The sequence below is a fragment of the Salinicoccus sp. CNSTN-B1 genome, assembly GCF_054792835.1.
Map to the genome: position 1 here is coordinate 1663701 of NZ_JBTWMN010000004.1, position 18299 is coordinate 1681999.

Genomic DNA, 18299 nt, shown 5'->3' on the forward strand with positions numbered 1-18299 from the left:
GGGTCGATGATTTCGGTTGTAATTCCAGTTTTCAATGAAGCAGAAAATATTGCGGTGCTTGATGCAGAAATCTCATCAATCATGCAGGTAATCGAACATACCTATGAAATCATCTTCATCGATGACGGCTCACAAGATGATACCTTGGCAAAAATCAGGGGGCTCTCCAACCCGAACATCAGATTCGTTTCATTTTCGCGTAATTTCGGTAAAGAGGCGGCTCTTCTTGCCGGCCTCAAAATGGCACGGGGGACGCCATCGTCATCATGGACGGCGACATGCAACACCCACCTTCCCTCATTCCAGATTTAATCAGACCCTACGAGGCAGGATTCGATCAAGTGGTCGCCAAGCGCAACAGGGTGGAGGAACCACTCTCCAGACGCCTGCCCTCAAAGCTATTCTATCGCCTGATGAACGTTACGAGTACAGTGAAACTTGTCGATGGGGAGGGGATTTCCGCCTCATCTCAAGGAAAGTAGCTGATGCGATACTGTTGCTTAGCGAAAACAACCGGTTTTCTAAGGGGATATTCGAATGGGTGGGCTTCAATAAGACCGTGGTCGAATTCGATCATATCGAGCGGGGTTCAGGAATCAGTACATTCAATCCACTCAAACTTTTGGATTACGCAATCGATGGCATCAGTGCGTTCAATCATCGTCCACTGAGGAGCTGTTTTTATTTGGGGTTGGTTGTTCTGGTTGTCTCGCTCATCTATATATTGTACATGTTCGTTAATATTATGGTTAATGGCATCGATGTCCCGGGCTACTTCACGATCATCGCCAGCCTGTTGCTTTTAGGCAGTATCCAGCTGTTCTCGCTCGGCATCATCGGCGAATATGTCGGCGCATCTATATAGAGACCAAAGACCGCCCGAAATATATCGTCAAGACGTCTTCAGACAGCGATTCTGCACAAGGAGGCCATCATGGAACTGAATAGTGATGTCAATGAAGTGCTCCGTTTCATTTTCGTCGGCTTTATCAACACCATCAATTACTATGTGTTCTACATTCTTTCGATAACGGTGGGGGCTCCTTATCTAGCGGCGCATCTCACGAGCTTCGCTGTAGCCTTCATCATTTCCTACTTCCTGAATTGCCGGTATGTATATAAAGTGCGGCCGACATTGGCAAAGTTCCTGAAATTTCCCCTAAGCCAGGTTTTCAATATGGGGCTCCAGACCGCTCTACTTTACCTGTTCGTTGAATCTTTCGGATGGCCCGAGCCTTTCGCACCGCTGCCCGTACTGATCATCACTGTACCGCTCACATACATCATCACCCGATGGATCCTGAAAGATTAGGAGGAGTAAATTGAAGAAAATGAAGGCGCCTTTTTCAGCCATACGTCTCATCGTCCTCATCAGTGTACTCTCGGTGCTGTCCCATTCCTATCTCCTGTGGCGCTTCCTGGCACCGACTGACGATAAATTGAAGGTGTTCATGACGGGGGCCAACGATGGTCTGGAACAGATGCTCCCCATGCAGCTCTACCTCTACGAAAAATTCAAGGAGGGTACATGGTTCTATGACACCGATTTTGGCCTAGGTGGGGATTTCTACACGGATCTCGCCTACTACTATTCGACAAACATCATCCATCACATCAACATGATTCTGGTGCGTGTGGCGGAGTTCTTCATTGGCTTAGACGTCGCAAGCATCGATTTTTGGGCGTATAACGCATTTTTCATTTCCATCCTGAAAACATTCTTGATCATTTATTTTACATACCGCTTTTTGAAGTCGATCGGAAGCGCCCCTCTCCCTGCACTGGTCGGGGGCTTCATTTTCGCTGCATCCCCCACCTATTTCAGGTTCACCATCTTCTGGTCCTTTTTCAGTGACGTCTTCATCTGGCTGCCTTTGACTCTTTGGGCAATTGAGATACTCATCAGAAAAGGCAGGCCCGGGTTATTTATATTTGCCGTTGCAGCCACGATGATAAACAATTTCTATTTTGCCTATTACCAATTCATCATCGCCCTTGTCTACTTGGGCGTGCGTCTGTTCTTTAAAAAGAGTGGTGACGCCTCCCGGATTGATACGTTGAAGCGGGCCATCCCGTCCGGCCTGCTCGGCGCGGGCATCTCCTGCGTCGCCTTCTTCCATGCTGTGCGCGGGTTCTTCAATAATGACGACAGGGAGTATGAAGTCACTGTACCGCTTGTCTCGGAGCTAGGATGGCAGGACAACATATTTTATGAAAACTATCTGATAATCATCCTGTTCCTCGCCATCCAGGCTTTATTCACCATGAAGCTCTACCGCCACTATTTCTTTCGGCTGTTTGCAGTGCTGACGATCGTCTTCATGCTATTTACGTTGTCGCCGTACGTCGACACTTTCTTCAACGGTTTCCAGCAGCCCAGAAAAGATGGCATTATATGCTCGTCTTCTTCCAGGCTGCACTGATCGCACTGTATCTATCAAAATTCAGGACCATCCCGCTCAAGCAGTATCTCACAAGCCTCATTCCGGTCTATATCATCATTGCACTTTCCGCCTGGATTAAAGGTGACATCGTAATTTGGGTGTGGATCATTCCGCTGATCCAGTTCTTGGGTTACCTATTGTACTTCAGATGGGGAAACAGACCACTGGTCCAGTTGGCGCATATCTTTGCCATCATCGCCTACGTCATGATGGTCGCCGCTTCGCACACCGAATCACAGATCTACCACGATGGCATCACCGACCGCAATCACCTGTTCTATATCAACAGCAACCACTACGCGAGTGACCTCCAGGAATATAACATCGACTGGATACAACAGAGGAAACAGCCTGAACAGAAGATAGACTACAAGGTCAAGGAACAGGATAATACGCCACTATATATGGCTTTCAACGGCACCAGCCTCTATTCGAGCATCATAGACGGCGAAATCATCGACTTCTATTATAATGATCTGAAGGTCAATATCCGTTATGAATCCATTAGCCGCTACTCGACATTCCAGTCGCGGAGCAATCTATTCTCCCTCTTCAACGTCGATTATATGATGCGCGGCAAGGACCATTACGGCGTACCGCTCAAGTTTTCACCCATCAAGGAGGATGGCACTTATACGGTATATGAGAACACTCTGCCACTTCCCTTCGTCAGGCAAGCCTCCCGCATCTATGACCCGGATGAACTGGAGGGCCCTCTGGAGCGTGAGCATGCCATGCTAAAAGGAATAGTGACCGACGCAAGGCCTCCGAATGCTTCTGAGCCATCCCCTGAAAATATAATGGACGAGATAGAGATTGCACCACAAAATGCCTCCTATACAAACGGCATTCTAGAAGTCCCTTCAGACGAGGGCGGTTTCATGTTCGACTTCTCAAATATTGAAGCTGCTGAAGAAAGTGATGTATACATTGAAATGTCCATCGAACTCATGGAGCCAATCAAGCGGTTCACCATCGATGTTGACGGCTATCCGAATGAAAGATTGTTTGCCACCAGCAAATACCGTACGTATGCGGATGACCTGCTCTACCGGGTCAGACTGAAAGATAAGATTCCTATTTCATTTCCAGAAGGCCGATATGCGGTGGACATTGAAGGCGTGTACATCGAAGATTATGATTTACTTGAACAGCAGAGCAGAAAAGAGCCTCTAAATTATACCGTGACCGAAAGGGCAAATTCCTACGTCATAGAACTCGACGACCCTGATCCTGGTTTAATTACTGTGCCCATGATCTTCAGGGAAGGCATGACTGCTACTGGAGATGATTCCGGTAGGTTGGATACTTTCAGGGCAAACTACTTGATGACGGGCTTTGAAACGGGGAATGACAGTGTCGTCACCATTTCCTATACCCCACCGTATTACTGGACCACTTTGCTGGTCAGTATAATCTCACTGATTCTCTCCATTTTTTGGGTCCTCGCAAAGGATTTCCGTAAAAAAGGCAAATAAAAAAAGCCTGACATTGTAGACTGACCTAGCAGTATGAGACACATATAAAACACCTTCATTAGGCTACCTTCCTCCAAAATGAATTGGAGGAAGGTAGCCTAATTTTTCTTGTATTCTTTCTTCGTTATAGTACTTTAAGTATTGATTCACACGTGAAATCGTCTCAACATTACTGAGTGAATTGAATCTGGTGTATATAAACGCTTCAGACTTCAGGTTAGAATGGAACGATTCGATGACCGCATTATCCCAACAGTTCCCGCGTTCTGGACATGCTGCTCACCAGATTATTTTCCATTACATATGACTGATAGGCATATGATGTATACACACTCCCTTGGTCCGAATGAATGATCACGCCTTTAGGATGTGCCCGTTTCTCCAAAGCTTCTTTCAGTGTATCCAGCACTAATGGCGTCTGCTGATGATTATACAATTTGGCTGCGACAATCTCATTGTTGTAAAGATCTATAATCGTTGACAGGTACTGCACAGTGCGCCCGTATTGGATGTAAGTAATGTCCGTGACCCATTTTTGGTTGGGCGCGGCAGCCTGAAAGTCACGCTTGATTCGATCGGGTGCGATAATAATGGTTTCCCCTTGTGACTGCCATTTCTTTTTCGGCTTAATCCGGCATTGTAGATGATATTTCTGCATGATGCGCTGCACAGTGTTCCGATTCCTTTTGATATTGTAGTCTCGCTGCAACAACGCTCTCACCTTGCGATGGCCGTATCGATACTTCGTCGACTCACATATATCAATGATTGTCCGCTCGACATCGGTCAACGATGAATCAGTGGCTTCCGATCGCCATCGGTAGTAGGTTGAACGCGGCACAAGCAATGCACTTAAAATGGCAGTAATCGTGTATTTGGTCTGCATTCTTTCAACAAGTGTCAGAACTATTTCTTTTTCAACTCCTTTTCGATCGCCATATACTTTTTTAAAATATCGTTCTCCATCTTCAAATGTTCAATCTGACGATCTTTTCGTTCATCAGCTGAGCGCTCTTCAGGACCATGTCCATAGGTATACTGCTTTCCAATCGGTTGATCAAATCGATAAAGTTCCCCTTGCTTATACCATCTGACCCATGTGGAAATTTGAGATTTATTCTTGATGCCGTATTTCTCCATAATTTCATTTGTAGTCAATTCACCCGCCATTTTCGCTTTGACCACTGCCCACTTGGTCTCACTTGAATATACGTTTTTGCCCATGCAAAAACACCTCCGATTCAGTACTTGATGAACATTGTACCATTTCGAAGGTGTTTTATATTGTCTCAAATAATTAGGTTAGTCTAATTGAATGTCAGGCTTTTTACGTTTTCTATCTGCGTTCTCTGATACGGGCAGCTTTACCACGCAGGTTACGCAAGTAGTAGAGCTTCGCACGACGTACACGGCCACGGCGTGTCAATTCGATTCTTTCGAGTTTAGGGGAATGTACAGGGAATGTACGTTCAACACCTACGCCGTAAGAAATTTTGCGAACTGTGAATGTTTCGGAAATTCCACCGCCGCGACGTTTGATTACGACACCTTCGAAAACCTGGATACGCTCGCGGGAACCCTCTACGATACGGACGTGAACACGGACGTTGTCTCCGGCCCTGAAATCAGGCAGGTCAGTTTTAAGCTGGTCCTGCGTCAGTTCATTGATTAATTGCTGTGACATGTTATCTTCTCCTTCTTCCAATTATCTTGCCGATTATAGCAGCGGATGATTGTGTATATGTGTGTTTCACACTCGTATAATATTACCACAATAGCCACCGTGTTTCAACGGCTTAAATGCAAATTATCATACGCCCTGATCACTCGAGTAGATCCGGACGTCTCTCCCTGGTGCGCTTTAGACTTTCTTCATGGCGCCATTCTTCAATCAGCTTATGATTGCCGTTAAGCAACACCTCAGGCACTTTCATACCTCTATATTCGCGAGGTCTGGTGTAGTGCGGATGCTCGAGAAGCCCTGTGCTGAAGGAGTCCTCCTGATGACTCTCTTCACGGTTCAGCACGCCGGGGATTAGTCTGACTACGGCGTCCGTCATCGTCATGCTGGCGAGTTCCCCACCCGTCAGCACGTAGTCACCGATGGAGACCTCATCCGTCACAAGACTTCTAATCCGCTCGTCATAGCCCTCATAATGGCCACAGATGAAGACGATATCATTTTCTGTGCTCAATTCCTCAGCCATCTTCTGATCGAAGGGGCGTCCTTGCGGACACAATAATATGACCCGGGGATCATCGAGTTCAAGGGATTCCATGGCATTGAAGACAGGTTCGGGTTTAAGCACCATACCCGCGCCACCGCCATATGGATAGTCATCAACCTTATTGTGCTTATTGCCGGAAAAATCACGGAAGTTGATCGTATGATAGTCGACGATGCCTTTTTCTTTGGCGCGGCCGAGTATCGAAGTGTTTAGGATGCCATCGTACATTTCTGGGAAAAGCGTCAAATAGTGAATATTCAATCCAACAGTCCCTCCATGGGATGGAGGATGATATGGCCTGCCTCAAGATCCACCTTTTTAACTACGTCTTCTATATAGGGAATCATATATTCCCGCTCTCCTTTGACGACCCAGACATCGTTGGCCCCTGTTTCAAATATGTCAGTAACAGTTCCAATCGATTTCAAGGAATCTTCAATCTTGGCTTCCAAACCGATGATATCTTTGTAATGAAATTCATTTTCCGCAAGCGGCAATTGGACTGCATCAGTTTCCTGCATCACTTCCTTGCCCTTCAGCTCCTCTACATCATTGAGGCTCGATACCCCTTCAAATTGCAGCAGATGGAAATTTTTATGTGTGCGATACTGTGCAATTTCAAAGTTTTTCCCATCTATTTCCACGATATTGCCTGGAGAGAATCGTTCTTTTGAGAAATCAGAGTCACTGAGCACTTTGACTTCTCCTTTCACACCATGGAAATTCACCAGACGGCCTATACTTATTCTCATCATATCCCCATTTCTTCATATATCTTATATTAAAAAAGGCACACCGCGAGGTGTGCCTAGTCAACATCAACAAACACTTTCTTTGAACCGCCATGATTGGCATTGGACATGATCGTGCGCACTGCCCTGATCATACGTCCGCGCTTGCCTATGACACGGCCGATATCGTCTTTATGGACGGTAATCCTGTAGGAGATTGCGTGATCGGTCTCTTCCTCAGCGATTGCGAGCATCTCAGGATGTTCAAGCACCGGCTCAAGAATTGTTTGAAGCAGTTTCTGCATTGGGACTATTTCCCATGTTTTGCATTATGATAACGTTCCATAACACCTTTTTTGCTCAAGATGTCACGTACCGTATCACTTGGTTTAGCACCATTCTGAAGCCATTCAAGGGCTTTTTCCTCGTCGAGGTCAACAATGTTGTCCCCTTTTGAAATAGGATTGTATGCACCGATCTGCTCGATGATGCGTCCATCCCTCGGGCTGCGGGAATCCGCAACTACAATGCGATAGTAAGGTTTCTTTTTAGAACCCATACGTGTCAGTCTAAGTTTAACTGCCATCTTATATTAACTCCTTTCGATTCCTGTATTATTCGTTTTCACTTTTACTACTATAACAGATGGTTAAAATCCTGTAAAGACTTTTTACTTTACGAATTTATATCTAGAATGGCAGCCCCATGTTGCCGAAAGGATTTTTCTTCTTTCCTTTCTGACTTGTCATCTGCTTCATCATCTTCTTCATCTCACCGAATTGTTTGAGAAGGCGGTTTACTTCCTGCAGGCTGCGGCCTGAACCCTTGGCAATCCTTTTCTTGCGGCTTGCATTGATGATTGCAGGGTTTTCACGCTCCTGCATGGTCATGGAGCGTATGATGGCCTGGACGTGATCGATTTCCTTGCCGCTCATCTGCATGCTGTCGAGGCCCTTTATCTTCTTGGCGCCAGGCATCATTTTAAGAAGCTCATCGAGAGGTCCGAGATTCTTCACCTGATCCATCTGATCCAGGAAGTCATCCAGCGTGAAGCTTTGGTCCTTTATCTTTTTCTCAAGTGCCTTCTGATCTCCTTCATCGACGTTGGCCTGCGCCTTTTCAATGATGGATAATACATCCCCCATGCCCAATATGCGCTGTGCCATGCGATCTGGGTGGAATGCTTCCAGACCATCCAGCTTTTCCGACATACCGACAAACTTGATCGGCTTTTCGGTGACCGAACGGATTGATAGGGCTGCGCCACCCCGGGTGTCGCCATCCAGCTTAGTCAGCGTGACACCTGTAATGTCGAGGAGATCATTGAACGATTCCGCAACATTGACTGCGTCCTGACCCGTCATGGCATCCACTACAAGCATGATTTCATCGGGTTCTGCAATGCCTTTGATATCCTTCAATTCATTCATCAGGTTTTCATCGATATGGAGGCGTCCTGCAGTATCAATGATTACAGTGTCCAGATGCTCATCCTTCGCATGTGCCATCGCCTCGGTGACAATCTGCTGCGGTTTAACCTGATCACCCAACGAGAATACGGGTACATCAATCTGCTTGCCGACCGTCTCCAACTGATCGATCGCCGCCGGGCGGTAGATGTCGCCAGCTACCAGAAGCGGTTTCTTATTGAATTGTTTACGTAGGTGAAGGGCCAATTTACCGGCTGTTGTGGTTTTACCCGCACCCTGGAGGCCGACCATCATGATAACCGTCGGCGGCTTCTGGCTGAAGATGATCTTCTGGTTCTCGCCACCCATCAAATCAGTCAACTCTTCCCTGACGATCTTGATGACCTGCTGACCTGGGGTCAGCGACTGCATAACGTCCGTGCCGAGCGCACGTTCTTTCACCTGGTTGATGAATCGTTTGACAACTTTAAAGTTGACGTCAGCTTCCAAAAGGGCAAGGCGGACTTCACGCATCATCAGTTTGATGTCCGATTCCGATACCTTCCCTTTGCTCTTGATGCGGTCCATAGTTGCCTGGAGCCTTTCTCCTAAACCTTCAAAAGCCATAATATCTCCTCCTAATCGAGCGCCTCAAGCGTCTCGAGAATTCTTTTTACATCATGGGAGCGGTCCTCACCCAATATTTCGCCAAGTTCTTTTATCAGTGATTGCCTGGAGATGAAATTCCTGTACATCCCCAAGTTCTCTTCATAATGTTCAAGCAAGTCTTTCGACCGTTTCAAATTATCATAGACCGCCTGTCTTGTCACATCAAGTTCCTCTGCAATTTCACTGAAGGTAAAATCTTCCAGGTAATAAAGCTCTATATATTTTCTTTGTCTGCTGGTCAACAGCGTATGGTAGAAATCATAGAGATAGTTCATGCGCATGGTGCGTTCAAGTTCTTCAAGCACGTTCTTCATCATCCCCTTCGGCATTCGACACCATATCTGCAAACAAGCCGTAAACATAGTTCTCTGCATTGAATTCCTGCAGATCATCAAGCTGTTCACCGAGCCCGACGAACTTCACCGGAATGCCGAGCTCATTTTTGATGGCCAATACGATACCGCCTTTGGCTGTACCATCCAGTTTGGTCAGCACAATACCAGAGACGTCTGTTACATCCTTGAAGGATTTGGCCTGGCTTAATGCATTCTGACCGGTCGTGGCATCAAGCACAAGTAAAGACTCATGGGGTGCTTCGGAACAACTTTCTGGATGACTTTCTTCATTTTCGAAAGTTCATTCATCAGATTCCCTTTATTTTGGAGGCGCCCTGCCGTATCGCAGATAAGGATGTCAGTGCCCCGCTTCTTCGCAGCGTTGACCGCGTCAAACATGACAGCAGCCGGGTCGCTGCCCTCAGCCTGGCTGACTACATCGACATCCACCCGTTCTCCCCAGACTTTAAGCTGGTTGATTGCACCGGCCCGGAAAGTATCACCGGCTGCGAGCATTACATCTTTGCCTTCTTGCTTGTATTTATGTGCCAATTTGCCTATGCTCGTCGTTTTGCCGACACCATTCACACCAACGACGAGGATGACAGTCAAGCCTTCCTCCTGGATATTGACTGTCTCCGGCAGATTATCATTACGCTCATAGATCTCCACCATTTTTTCAACAATCGTCTCACGTAGCTCCGAGGTATCTGTAATGTTGTTCACTTTTGCAACATGACGCAGTTCATCCGTCAGTTCCATCACAGTATTGAACCCGACATCAGCCGAAATCAGGACTTCCTCCAACGCTTCAAAGAAATCCTCATCGACGGTACGGTAGCGGGCCATGAGTTCATTGATTTCACTTTGGAACCTTTCCCTGCTCTTTTCGAGGCCTACCTTAAATTTATAGCCTATCTGTTCCTGTTCCCATTCCTCGAATTCATCTATGCTTATCAGACCGTCATCAAGCGCTTCGGTCTGTGATTCGAGCGATTCATCCGAAAGATCCTTTACCTCATTGGACTTCGGTTGGAACTTGTCTTTCAGTCGTTTAAATAAGCTCACACCGTTTCTTCCTCTCTTATGTTTTCTTCATAATCCTTAAGATCTACGCTGATCAGTTGGCTGACGCCACGTTCCTGCATCGTCACCCCGAACAGCCGGTCGCTCTCTTCCATTGTCCCTTTGCGGTGGGTGATCACAATGAATTGCGTCTCTTTTGCCAAGGCTTTCAGATATTGTGCATAGCGCAGCACATTCGACTCATCAAGGGCAGCCTCCACTTCATCCAGTATGATGAACGGACTGACCCGGACCTGTAGAATGCTGAACAGCAGGCTGATTGCAGTCAATGCCCGCTCTCCCCTGACAGCAATGACAATGTCGACAATCTTTTGCCGGGAGGCTGGGCATATATCTCCACTCCGGATTCGAGGTAATCGTCTTCTATGGTCAACCTCAATTCCGCCTGGCCGCCCCCGAACATCTTTTGGAACACTTCACCGAAACGGGCATTGATCTGATTGAACGTTTCCTTAAAGCGCACTGCCACTTCGCCATCCATTTCACGGATCACTTCAAGCAGCGTATCCCTTGCCTCGAGCAGATCTGCTTCCTGTGTCTTCAGGAACTGATAGCGTTCACCCACGCGCGCGTATTCCTCTATCGCTGCCAGATTGACCGGTCCGAGCTCATCGATGCTTTTCCTGTTCAAAGAAATCTTCATTCGTTTCTGATCGATATCCGTCAGATCCTGATGTGTTTCTTTAGCTCTATCATACGTTATTTTATATGTTTCCGACAGATATTCAATCTTTTGTTCCACCTGGATATCAAGCTTTTCTTTTTTTGTTTTATGGGCGTGGAAAGCCTCTTGCAGTTCATCGCGCATCGGCAGGAGTTCGCGTCTGTCTGACTCCAGCTCCTCATATTCCTTTCTGAGCGCATATAGGACTGATGATTTTTCTTCTGCTGAGTGGTTGAGCGCCTCGACTTCCTGCGAAAGGGCTATCCGTTCTTTCTCCAGACGCTCAATATCCATCTCATTCAGATCTTCACTGATCATTTTCTGCTGTTCCTCGACTTCATTGATCAGCGCGGTTATTTCTTCCTGCTCTTCTTCAAGGCGGGAAGTTTCATCTTGTGCATGCCTGAGCCGCTCCTTCACCGCTGCCAACTCCCGGCTGGTGGCGTGACCTTCGTCAGTCAGATGTTGAAGTGTTTCCTTCTTATCTTTATCGGATGCATTCATCTGCGTGATGCGGCGGTCGAGATGGTCGAGTGAAACCTCGATCTGGGCGATCCTCTCTTCCTTCTCTGCAGTATCTTCTGGTGTGCCGAGCCCTGAAAGTTCTTCCCTCAGTATCCTGATATTGTCCGCCCTCGCCTCAAGCTGATAGCCGAGCCTCAGGATGCTGCCATGATATTTGTCTTTTTCTGCAGCCAGCTGCTGGCTGATCTGCTCCAATTTATCTTTCTTCTCCATCTGGCTCGCCAAGTCGTCAGCAAGCTGCTTCACCGTCGCCTCAATCTGTCGGGTTTTCATACGGTAGACTTCCAGGCTCTCCTTTGTTTCCTGCAGTTCCTGCTGGTTCTCGATGATTGAACCCTTGGCACTTTTGGAGCCCCCGGACATCGCTCCGCCCGGCATGATGGTATCACCATCCAATGTAACGATCCGCAGCCTATGGTTGATTTCAGAAGCCAGTGCAGTGGCATCATCGATTGTCTCCACGACAAGTGTCGTACCGAGCAGGTGACTCACAACATCCGCTATAGAGTCGTCATGATCGGCGATTTCTGACATGACGTACACCTTGATGCTTGTGCGCTCCAGTATGCCACGAATATCCTTATGGAGATGCTTTTGACGGATGGTGGTCCTTGGCAGGAATGTAGCAAATCCGGCTTTGGCGGCCTTCAGTTTACTGATTGCTGCCTTGGCACTCTGCTCGTCGTGCGTGATGATGTTTTGGGCCTGTGCCCCAGTGCCGTATCCAATGCCTTGACATATCGCTTGTCAGCTGAAAGCATCTCCCCAACAGCCCCTATGATGCCGTTCAACTGTGCCCTATTCTTCAATATGAACCGTGCACCCGGATAATATCCACGGTACTCATTATGCATGGCATTCAACATATCAACCTTCGACTTCTGCTGCTCGATATAATGTCTGGCAGTATCAAGTCTATTCTTCTCGCTGTCGTAGTCTGCTTCGAGTGCTTTCAATGCCTCTGATGCCGCCTGCAACGCTTTGTGGTTGGCATCCATCTTCTTCAGTATTTCTTCATGACGGGCTTTCTCCTCGGCATGCTGGGTGCTTTCCGTCTTCTGGAGCTGCTCGAGTTCCTCGGCCCGCTCCTTCTTCTGGCGTATATTATCATCAAGCCTGCTCTTTTCGGATTCCGCCCGTCTGCATTCATTCTCAAGTGTCGTCTTTTCCACCATCAGATCATAGTATTCGTCCTTAAGCGTTTCGATTTCACCCGAATGATCCTCCAGAAGTTCTTTTTTATGTGTGGCAATTTCTTCTTGAGCCCGAGTCAACTCGTTGACCGCGGTCGAAAGTTCAGCAGCTTTCTTCAAGGATTCGCGATGCTTTGAATCTATGGATGCAGCGCGTGCCTGATGGGCGGCAAGTCGTTTTGACAGTTCTTCACTCGTTTGGCCTTTAGTGTCCTTGCGTTCTTTATACAATTCAATCCGACCACTGGCCTGCTCCAATTTCTTTGTCAAATCAACCAGACGCCTGTTTAGCTCGGCGTTCTCCTCATCATGACTATCACGTTGCCGGGCAATCTCGGTCATCCTTTTTTCCTTGTGCGCCAATCGGCTGTGCATTTCTTTGATTTTAGCTTCTGACGATTGGAGACCCATCGCCTCTTCATTAAGCATGGCCATAAGCGTCTCTACATCATAGACCGTCACTTCTATGTCACTGTTGCGCATCTCCTCTTTCAGCGCCAGATATTCCTCGGCAGTTGCACTCTCCTTCTCGAGCCTATGTACCCGGCCTTCGAGTTCATGGATGATGTCGTGCACCCGGTCGAGGTTATCTGCAGTTTCTTCAAGTCTTTTTTCGGATTCCTTTTTGCGCAATTTATATTTCATGACGCCTGCCGCTTCTTCAATGAGGCCTCTTCTCTGCTCCGGTTTCGCCTTCAAAACTTCATCCACTTCCCCCTGGGAAATGATATTATACGCATTTCGCCCAAACCGGAATCGAGGAAAAGCTCATTTATTTCCTTGAGCCTGGCGCGTTCCTTATTGATGTAATATTCACTGTCGCCATTTCTGTATAGCTTGCGTGTAATGTGGACTTCATCCGCATCCATCTGCAAAGTGCGTGATGCATTATCCAATACAAGCCGGACATATGCATAATTCATCGCCTTGCGGTCTGCAGTGCCATTGAAGATTACATCTTCCATTTTGACACCTCTGATGGAACGTGCCGATTGTTCTCCAAGCACCCAGCGTATGGCATCGGTGATATTGCTTTTGCCGCTGCCATTTGGACCGACCACAGCCGTAACCCCGGCATCAAAACTGATGTCCGCCTTATCGGCGAATGATTTGAATCCGTGCGCTTCCATCTTTTTCAAATAAACCATTAATCCTTCTCTCCATCATCAAAATTCTTAAGTGCATATTCAGCAGCCTTCTGCTCGGAGTCCTTTTTGAACGCCCGCTCCCCTTGCCTATCATGATGCCGTCTGCAAAAACCGCAGTGACGAACCGCTTATCATGGCTCGGTCCGGTCGCTTCAATAAGGCGATACTCGACGCTTTGCTGACTTTTTTGATGCATCCGTTCCTGGAGCGCTGTCTTATAGTCCATCACGGCATTATAATTGTCATCGCCTATTTCGGGGAATACATGTGCTTTTAGGAAACTGACCACTGAAGCTGTGCCCTGATCCAGATATAACGCCCCAAGGAAGGCCTCGAATGTATCGGAGACGATTGACGGCCGTTCCCTGCCACCCGTCTTCTCTTCACCTCTGCCAAGCAGTATGAGTGGCGCCATATCCAGTTTCGATGCAAATACTACAAGTGATGGTTCACATACGATATTGGCCCTCAGTTTTGTCAAATCGCCCTCCGGCAATTTTTCAAAACGGTTATAGATATAATCTGAAACCATCAATTCTAGTACGGCATCCCCTAAAAATTCGAGCCGTTCGTTGTTATGGATCTTGTCCAGTTGAAGGTCGTTTATATAGGAACTGTGCATAAATGCCTGGATATACAGGCTTTCATCATCGACGGAAATGCCTGTCCGATCGATGAAATCCGTAAACTTCCTCCTGAAATCCTGAAGCCTCTTTCTGGCATGCGGATCTTTATTGATCCGTCTTTCTATTTCATTGAAATCCATCTGTCTACCTCCATTTAATTCATTCTAAAGGAATGAGATATTTAATAAAAGTTTTTATAACAAAAATAAAATCCACTTTGAAAGTGGATTTTAACATTATTTCGCTTCTAGTTTGTCGATGTAGTTGAGGGCGTCGCCTACTGTATTGATTTTCTCAGCTTCCTCGTCCGGGATTTCCATCTCGAACTCGTCCTCGAGCTCCATCACAAGCTCAGCGATATCAGAGAGTCAGCACCGAGGTCATCTTTGAATGATGCATCCTTAGTCACTTTCTCCTCATCAATTCCCAATTTGTCGACGATGATGTCTTTTACTTTGTCGAAGTTTGCCATTATAATTCACCTCCCTCCAATATTATCACAGGGTTTACCCCATGTACATACCGCCATTTACATGGATTGTCTGGCCGGTGATATAGCGTGCTTGATCTGATGCCAGGAACATGACTGTTTCTGCAATATCGTCAGCATCCCCAAAGAATCTAAGCGGTATCTGTTCAAGCATCTTCCCTTTAACTTCATCGGACAATACATCAGTCATATCACTTTCGATGAAGCCCGGGAAACAGAATTCACTGTGATGCCTTTTGGAGCGAGTTCCCGTGCAACGGATTTTGTGATGCCGTCTATCCCAGCCTTGGAGGCGACATAATTCGTCTTGGCCCGCGTTTCCAATCGATCCGACGATGCTGGAGATATTGATGATTCTTCCGCCTTTTTGGCGAATCATCGGACGTGAGACACTTTGGATGACGTTGAACGTACCTTTTAGGTTTACATCAACGACTTTATCCCATTCGTCCTCCTTCATGCGCATGAGCAGGTTGTCCTGGGTCACACCGGCATTGTTGACGACAAGGTCGATTGCCTTGTGCCGATCGGTGATGTCTTTGATCATCGCTTTGACTTCTTCATGGTCCTGAACCTGACATTGGATTGCCTCAGCTTGACCGCCTTCTGTTTTGATGGCTTCTACAACTGCTTCGGCCTTATCCTTCGATCCTGAATAATTCACGATTACATTGTAGCCAGCCTGCCCGAGCTTAAGTGCGATGCTTTTTCCGATGCCTCTTGACGCTCCTGTTACAAGTGCTGTTTTAGCCATTTTCTAACTCCTTTACATGTGCCATTGTATCAATATGTGAAACGCTGATCGAGCGGTCGATTTTCCTGACCAGACCACTCAAAACTTTTTTCGGACCGACTTCCACCGCCTCACCGACACCCAATTCAGTAGCTGTCTGAATCGATTCGGTGAAGCGCACAGGATGGGTGAGCTGATCGATCAGTTGAGCGCGTATCGTCTCCGGATTCATCTCTGACGCTGCCGATACGTTTTGGATGACCGGTATGGTCGGCGCAGCAAACGGTATCTCTTTAATGAAGGAGGCGAATGCTTCCCGTGCATCTTCCATAAGATAGGAGTGGAATGCACCTGACACATTCAATTTCATCACGCGTCTTGCCCCATGCGATTTGCCCTGTTCGACAAAATCATCAATCAAGCGCTCATCACCCGAAATCACTATCTGGTCAGGCGCATTGATGTTTGCCGGCTGTATCTTCCTTTCATCATCCGACAATGAATCGCACAACTCTTTTAAAGGGGCATACTCCATGCCGATCACTGCAGCCATGCCGCCCCCTTCGCTCTGCGCCATAAGCTCACCGCGCTTTGCCACTATCGAAATTCCGTCCTTAACTGTGATGACCCCAGCATGTACAAGGGCAGGCAGCTCCCCGAGGCTGTGGCCGAGTACAACGTCCCCTTTTAAGCCTGTAGCCGCAAGTACCGCAAGACTGTGGGCAAATAGTGCCGGCTGAGTATACTGTGTCATGTTGAGGCGCTCGTCTTCTTCGAACATTATCGCCTTCAAATCAAAATCAACGTTCAAAAAGACCTCATCCAGCAATGTCCGGCCTTCCGGTGACTGCTCATATATATCTTTCGCCATACCTGCGTACTGCGAACCTTGCCCGGGAATAAAATCATCTTCTTCATTCATTTCCCACCTTCTCTTTAATTTTGGCGATTGCATCGGATTCAGCCATTTTTTTTGCTTGACGGATTGCTGAGACGATTGCTTCTCCATCACTTGAACCATGCGCCTTCAGCACGTTGCCATCGAGGCCGAGCAGCGGTGCTCCGCCATATTGCCTGTAATCCAGAAGCTCCCTGACGGATTGCACATCCTTCTTCAGGATAAGGCCAGCCAATTTGTTCTTGGCATTCTTGAGGAACGCATGCTTGACTTCCCCCATCAATGCCTTGGCAGTACCTTCAATCGTCTTCAGGATGATGTTGCCCGTAAAACCGTCGGTGACAGCGATATCGACGTCACCTGAGAGGATGTCGCGTGTCTCAAAATTCCCTGTGAAGTTCAGGTCGCTTTCCTTGAGACGCTTGAAAGTCTCTTTGGTGAGCTCGCTTCCTTTGTTATCTTCACTGCCGTTGTTGACGAGGCCGATCCTTGGATTGCTGCGCCCTTCATTCTCGCGCATATACAAATCAGCCATCACTGCAAATTGATGAAGATGCTGGGGTTTATTATCGACGTTCGCCCCCATGTCCAACAGCATCATGCCATTCCTTTCGCCACCGGTCGTCGGCAGCAAAGTGCCGATGGCAGGCCGCTCAATCCCTTTGATGCGCCCCACCACGAACAGTCCCGCACTCATCAGGGCACCCGTGTTTCCTGCCGATACACATGCATCCGCTTCTTTATCCTTCACTGCTTTACATGCACGCACAAGGGAACTATCCTTCTTACGGCGTACCGAGCGGACCGGGTCGTCATCCGATTCAATCTTCTGTGAGACCGGTATGAATGTCACCCTGGGATGGTTTCCCGAATAGGCGCCTTCGAGCCCGTACAGGAGAATTTCAAGGCTGTCATCCGCTTCAACAGCTTTTAGTACGCCTTTCTCTATCTCTTTTGGAGCGTTGTCTCCGCCCATGAGATCCACCGCAATTCTAACCATCATATTCACCTTCACCTGTATAATACATTTCAAAACGCCCTTTAAAAACAAGGCGTTGTTCCACTTTGGATACTACTTGAATGGTGGCGATCCGGCCATCCATCTTCTCGACCACTGCCTTTGATATTACCTTATCACCCAGTTTGACGGGTCGTACAAAATCGATCTGGGCAGTTTTCGTCAATGCCAGCGGCTGATCTATGACAGCCACACATAAGGAGTTTGCCTGTGCAAACAGATAATGGCCGCGGGCGATCTTGTTCTTTTTGAAGACATGGCCTTCCTCTGCTATAAACAGGGATAAGGCATGATCATTCAATTCAATGTCTATGATTTCGCCGATGACTTCCTGCAATGACAGGCTCCGTATCTTATCGGTCTCTTCCCGTGCTACGTGCTTGATGCGCTCGCGCACTTCCGGGATATCGAGTTCCAGACGGTCGAGCCTTATGGTCTGGATGCTGACTTTAAATATTTCAGCCAGACGCTCATCAGTCAAAAACGGGTCTGAAGATACCCTCTCAAGTAACAGTTCCTGCCGTTCCGTCTTTTTGTATTTAACCATATTCAACCTCGTTTAGTAGTTGGTACTAGAATCAGTATATATAAGTGCTTTGTGGATTTCAAACACTTTGTGGGCCT

At 47.4% G+C, this 18299-nt stretch carries 16 protein-coding genes and 6 pseudogenes; 4 read left to right on the top strand and 18 right to left on the bottom strand.

Features of this window, described 5'->3' with window-relative positions:
* The first annotated feature begins 6 nt into the window (after positions 1-6).
* The 4 genes and pseudogenes from ACYF68_RS09790 (at position 7) to ACYF68_RS09805 (ending at position 3922) form a co-directional block, all read left to right on the top strand.
* Positions 7-482 (top strand): annotated as a pseudogene (locus ACYF68_RS09790) (glycosyltransferase family 2 protein).
* Between the two features lie 14 nt (positions 483-496).
* Entirely contained in the window at positions 497-865 is a 369-nt protein-coding gene (locus ACYF68_RS09795; protein WP_461046625.1) for a hypothetical protein, read from the top strand.
* Between the two features lie 69 nt (positions 866-934).
* On the top strand, positions 935-1312 hold the full coding sequence (locus ACYF68_RS09800; protein ID WP_461046627.1) for a GtrA family protein: 378 nt from the start codon (positions 935-937) through the stop codon (positions 1310-1312).
* 19 nt (positions 1313-1331) lie between these two features.
* Positions 1332-3922: pseudogene (locus ACYF68_RS09805) on the top strand (YfhO family protein).
* A gap of 63 nt (positions 3923-3985) precedes the next feature.
* On the opposite strand, the gene ACYF68_RS09810 reads toward ACYF68_RS09805, so the two are convergent.
* The 18 genes and pseudogenes from ACYF68_RS09810 to fapR form a co-directional block, all read right to left on the bottom strand.
* Entirely contained in the window at positions 3986-4159 is a 174-nt protein-coding gene (locus tag ACYF68_RS09810; RefSeq protein ID WP_461047445.1) for an IS3 family transposase, read from the bottom strand.
* Between the two features lie 7 nt (positions 4160-4166).
* A complete protein-coding gene (locus ACYF68_RS09815; protein WP_461047465.1) occupies positions 4167-4832 on the bottom strand; it encodes an IS3 family transposase in 666 nt (221 codons plus the stop codon).
* The gene (locus ACYF68_RS09820) at positions 4829-5146 is read right to left on the bottom strand and encodes a helix-turn-helix domain-containing protein (RefSeq protein ID WP_344703118.1); all 318 of its coding nucleotides are present in this window, start codon (positions 5144-5146) and stop codon (positions 4829-4831) included. Before ACYF68_RS09820 ends, ACYF68_RS09815 begins: the two co-directional genes overlap by 4 nt.
* A gap of 112 nt (positions 5147-5258) precedes the next feature.
* Positions 5259-5606, bottom strand: coding sequence for a 50S ribosomal protein L19 (rplS, locus tag ACYF68_RS09825; protein ID WP_344701362.1), 348 nt, complete (start codon positions 5604-5606; stop codon positions 5259-5261).
* A gap of 139 nt (positions 5607-5745) precedes the next feature.
* On the bottom strand, positions 5746-6411 hold the full coding sequence (gene trmD, locus ACYF68_RS09830; protein ID WP_344701360.1) for a tRNA (guanosine(37)-N1)-methyltransferase TrmD: 666 nt from the start codon (positions 6409-6411) through the stop codon (positions 5746-5748).
* A complete protein-coding gene (gene rimM, locus ACYF68_RS09835) occupies positions 6408-6902 on the bottom strand; it encodes a ribosome maturation factor RimM (protein WP_461047574.1) in 495 nt (164 codons plus the stop codon). The genes trmD and rimM overlap by 4 nt, the downstream gene beginning before the upstream one ends.
* Positions 6903-6958: 56 nt before the next feature.
* Positions 6959-7186: a KH domain-containing protein gene (locus ACYF68_RS09840; protein ID WP_461046629.1), complete on the bottom strand. Its 228-nt coding sequence runs from the start codon at positions 7184-7186 to the stop codon at positions 6959-6961.
* 5 nt (positions 7187-7191) lie between these two features.
* The gene (gene rpsP, locus ACYF68_RS09845; RefSeq protein WP_344701356.1) at positions 7192-7467 is read right to left on the bottom strand and encodes a 30S ribosomal protein S16; all 276 of its coding nucleotides are present in this window, start codon (positions 7465-7467) and stop codon (positions 7192-7194) included.
* Positions 7468-7570: 103 nt separating this feature from the next.
* On the bottom strand, positions 7571-8917 hold the full coding sequence (ffh, locus tag ACYF68_RS09850; RefSeq protein ID WP_461046631.1) for a signal recognition particle protein: 1347 nt from the start codon (positions 8915-8917) through the stop codon (positions 7571-7573).
* A gap of 11 nt (positions 8918-8928) precedes the next feature.
* A complete protein-coding gene (locus ACYF68_RS09855; RefSeq protein ID WP_461047575.1) occupies positions 8929-9273 on the bottom strand; it encodes a putative DNA-binding protein in 345 nt (114 codons plus the stop codon).
* A pseudogene (ftsY, locus tag ACYF68_RS09860) lies at positions 9257-10362 on the bottom strand (signal recognition particle-docking protein FtsY). Before ftsY ends, ACYF68_RS09855 begins: the two are co-directional and overlap by 17 nt.
* Positions 10359-13910: pseudogene (gene smc, locus ACYF68_RS09865) on the bottom strand (chromosome segregation protein SMC). The pseudogenes ftsY and smc overlap by 4 nt, the downstream one beginning before the upstream one ends.
* Positions 13910-14676 (bottom strand): annotated as a pseudogene (gene rnc, locus ACYF68_RS09870) (ribonuclease III). Before rnc ends, smc begins: the two co-directional pseudogenes overlap by 1 nt.
* 96 nt (positions 14677-14772) lie before the next feature.
* Positions 14773-15008: pseudogene (locus tag ACYF68_RS09875) on the bottom strand (acyl carrier protein).
* A 34-nt stretch (positions 15009-15042) separates the two neighbouring features.
* Complete coding sequence (locus tag ACYF68_RS09880; RefSeq protein WP_461046634.1) at positions 15043-15780, bottom strand: SDR family oxidoreductase; 738 nt, start codon at positions 15778-15780, stop codon at positions 15043-15045.
* A complete protein-coding gene (fabD, locus tag ACYF68_RS09885) occupies positions 15773-16681 on the bottom strand; it encodes an ACP S-malonyltransferase (protein ID WP_461046636.1) in 909 nt (302 codons plus the stop codon). Before fabD ends, ACYF68_RS09880 begins: the two co-directional genes overlap by 8 nt.
* On the bottom strand, positions 16674-17657 hold the full coding sequence (gene plsX / locus ACYF68_RS09890; RefSeq protein ID WP_461047576.1) for a phosphate acyltransferase PlsX: 984 nt from the start codon (positions 17655-17657) through the stop codon (positions 16674-16676). The genes fabD and plsX overlap by 8 nt, the downstream gene beginning before the upstream one ends.
* Positions 17650-18222, bottom strand: coding sequence for a transcription factor FapR (gene fapR / locus ACYF68_RS09895; RefSeq protein ID WP_461046638.1), 573 nt, complete (start codon positions 18220-18222; stop codon positions 17650-17652). The genes plsX and fapR overlap by 8 nt, the downstream gene beginning before the upstream one ends.
* Between the last annotated feature and the right edge of the window lie 77 nt (positions 18223-18299).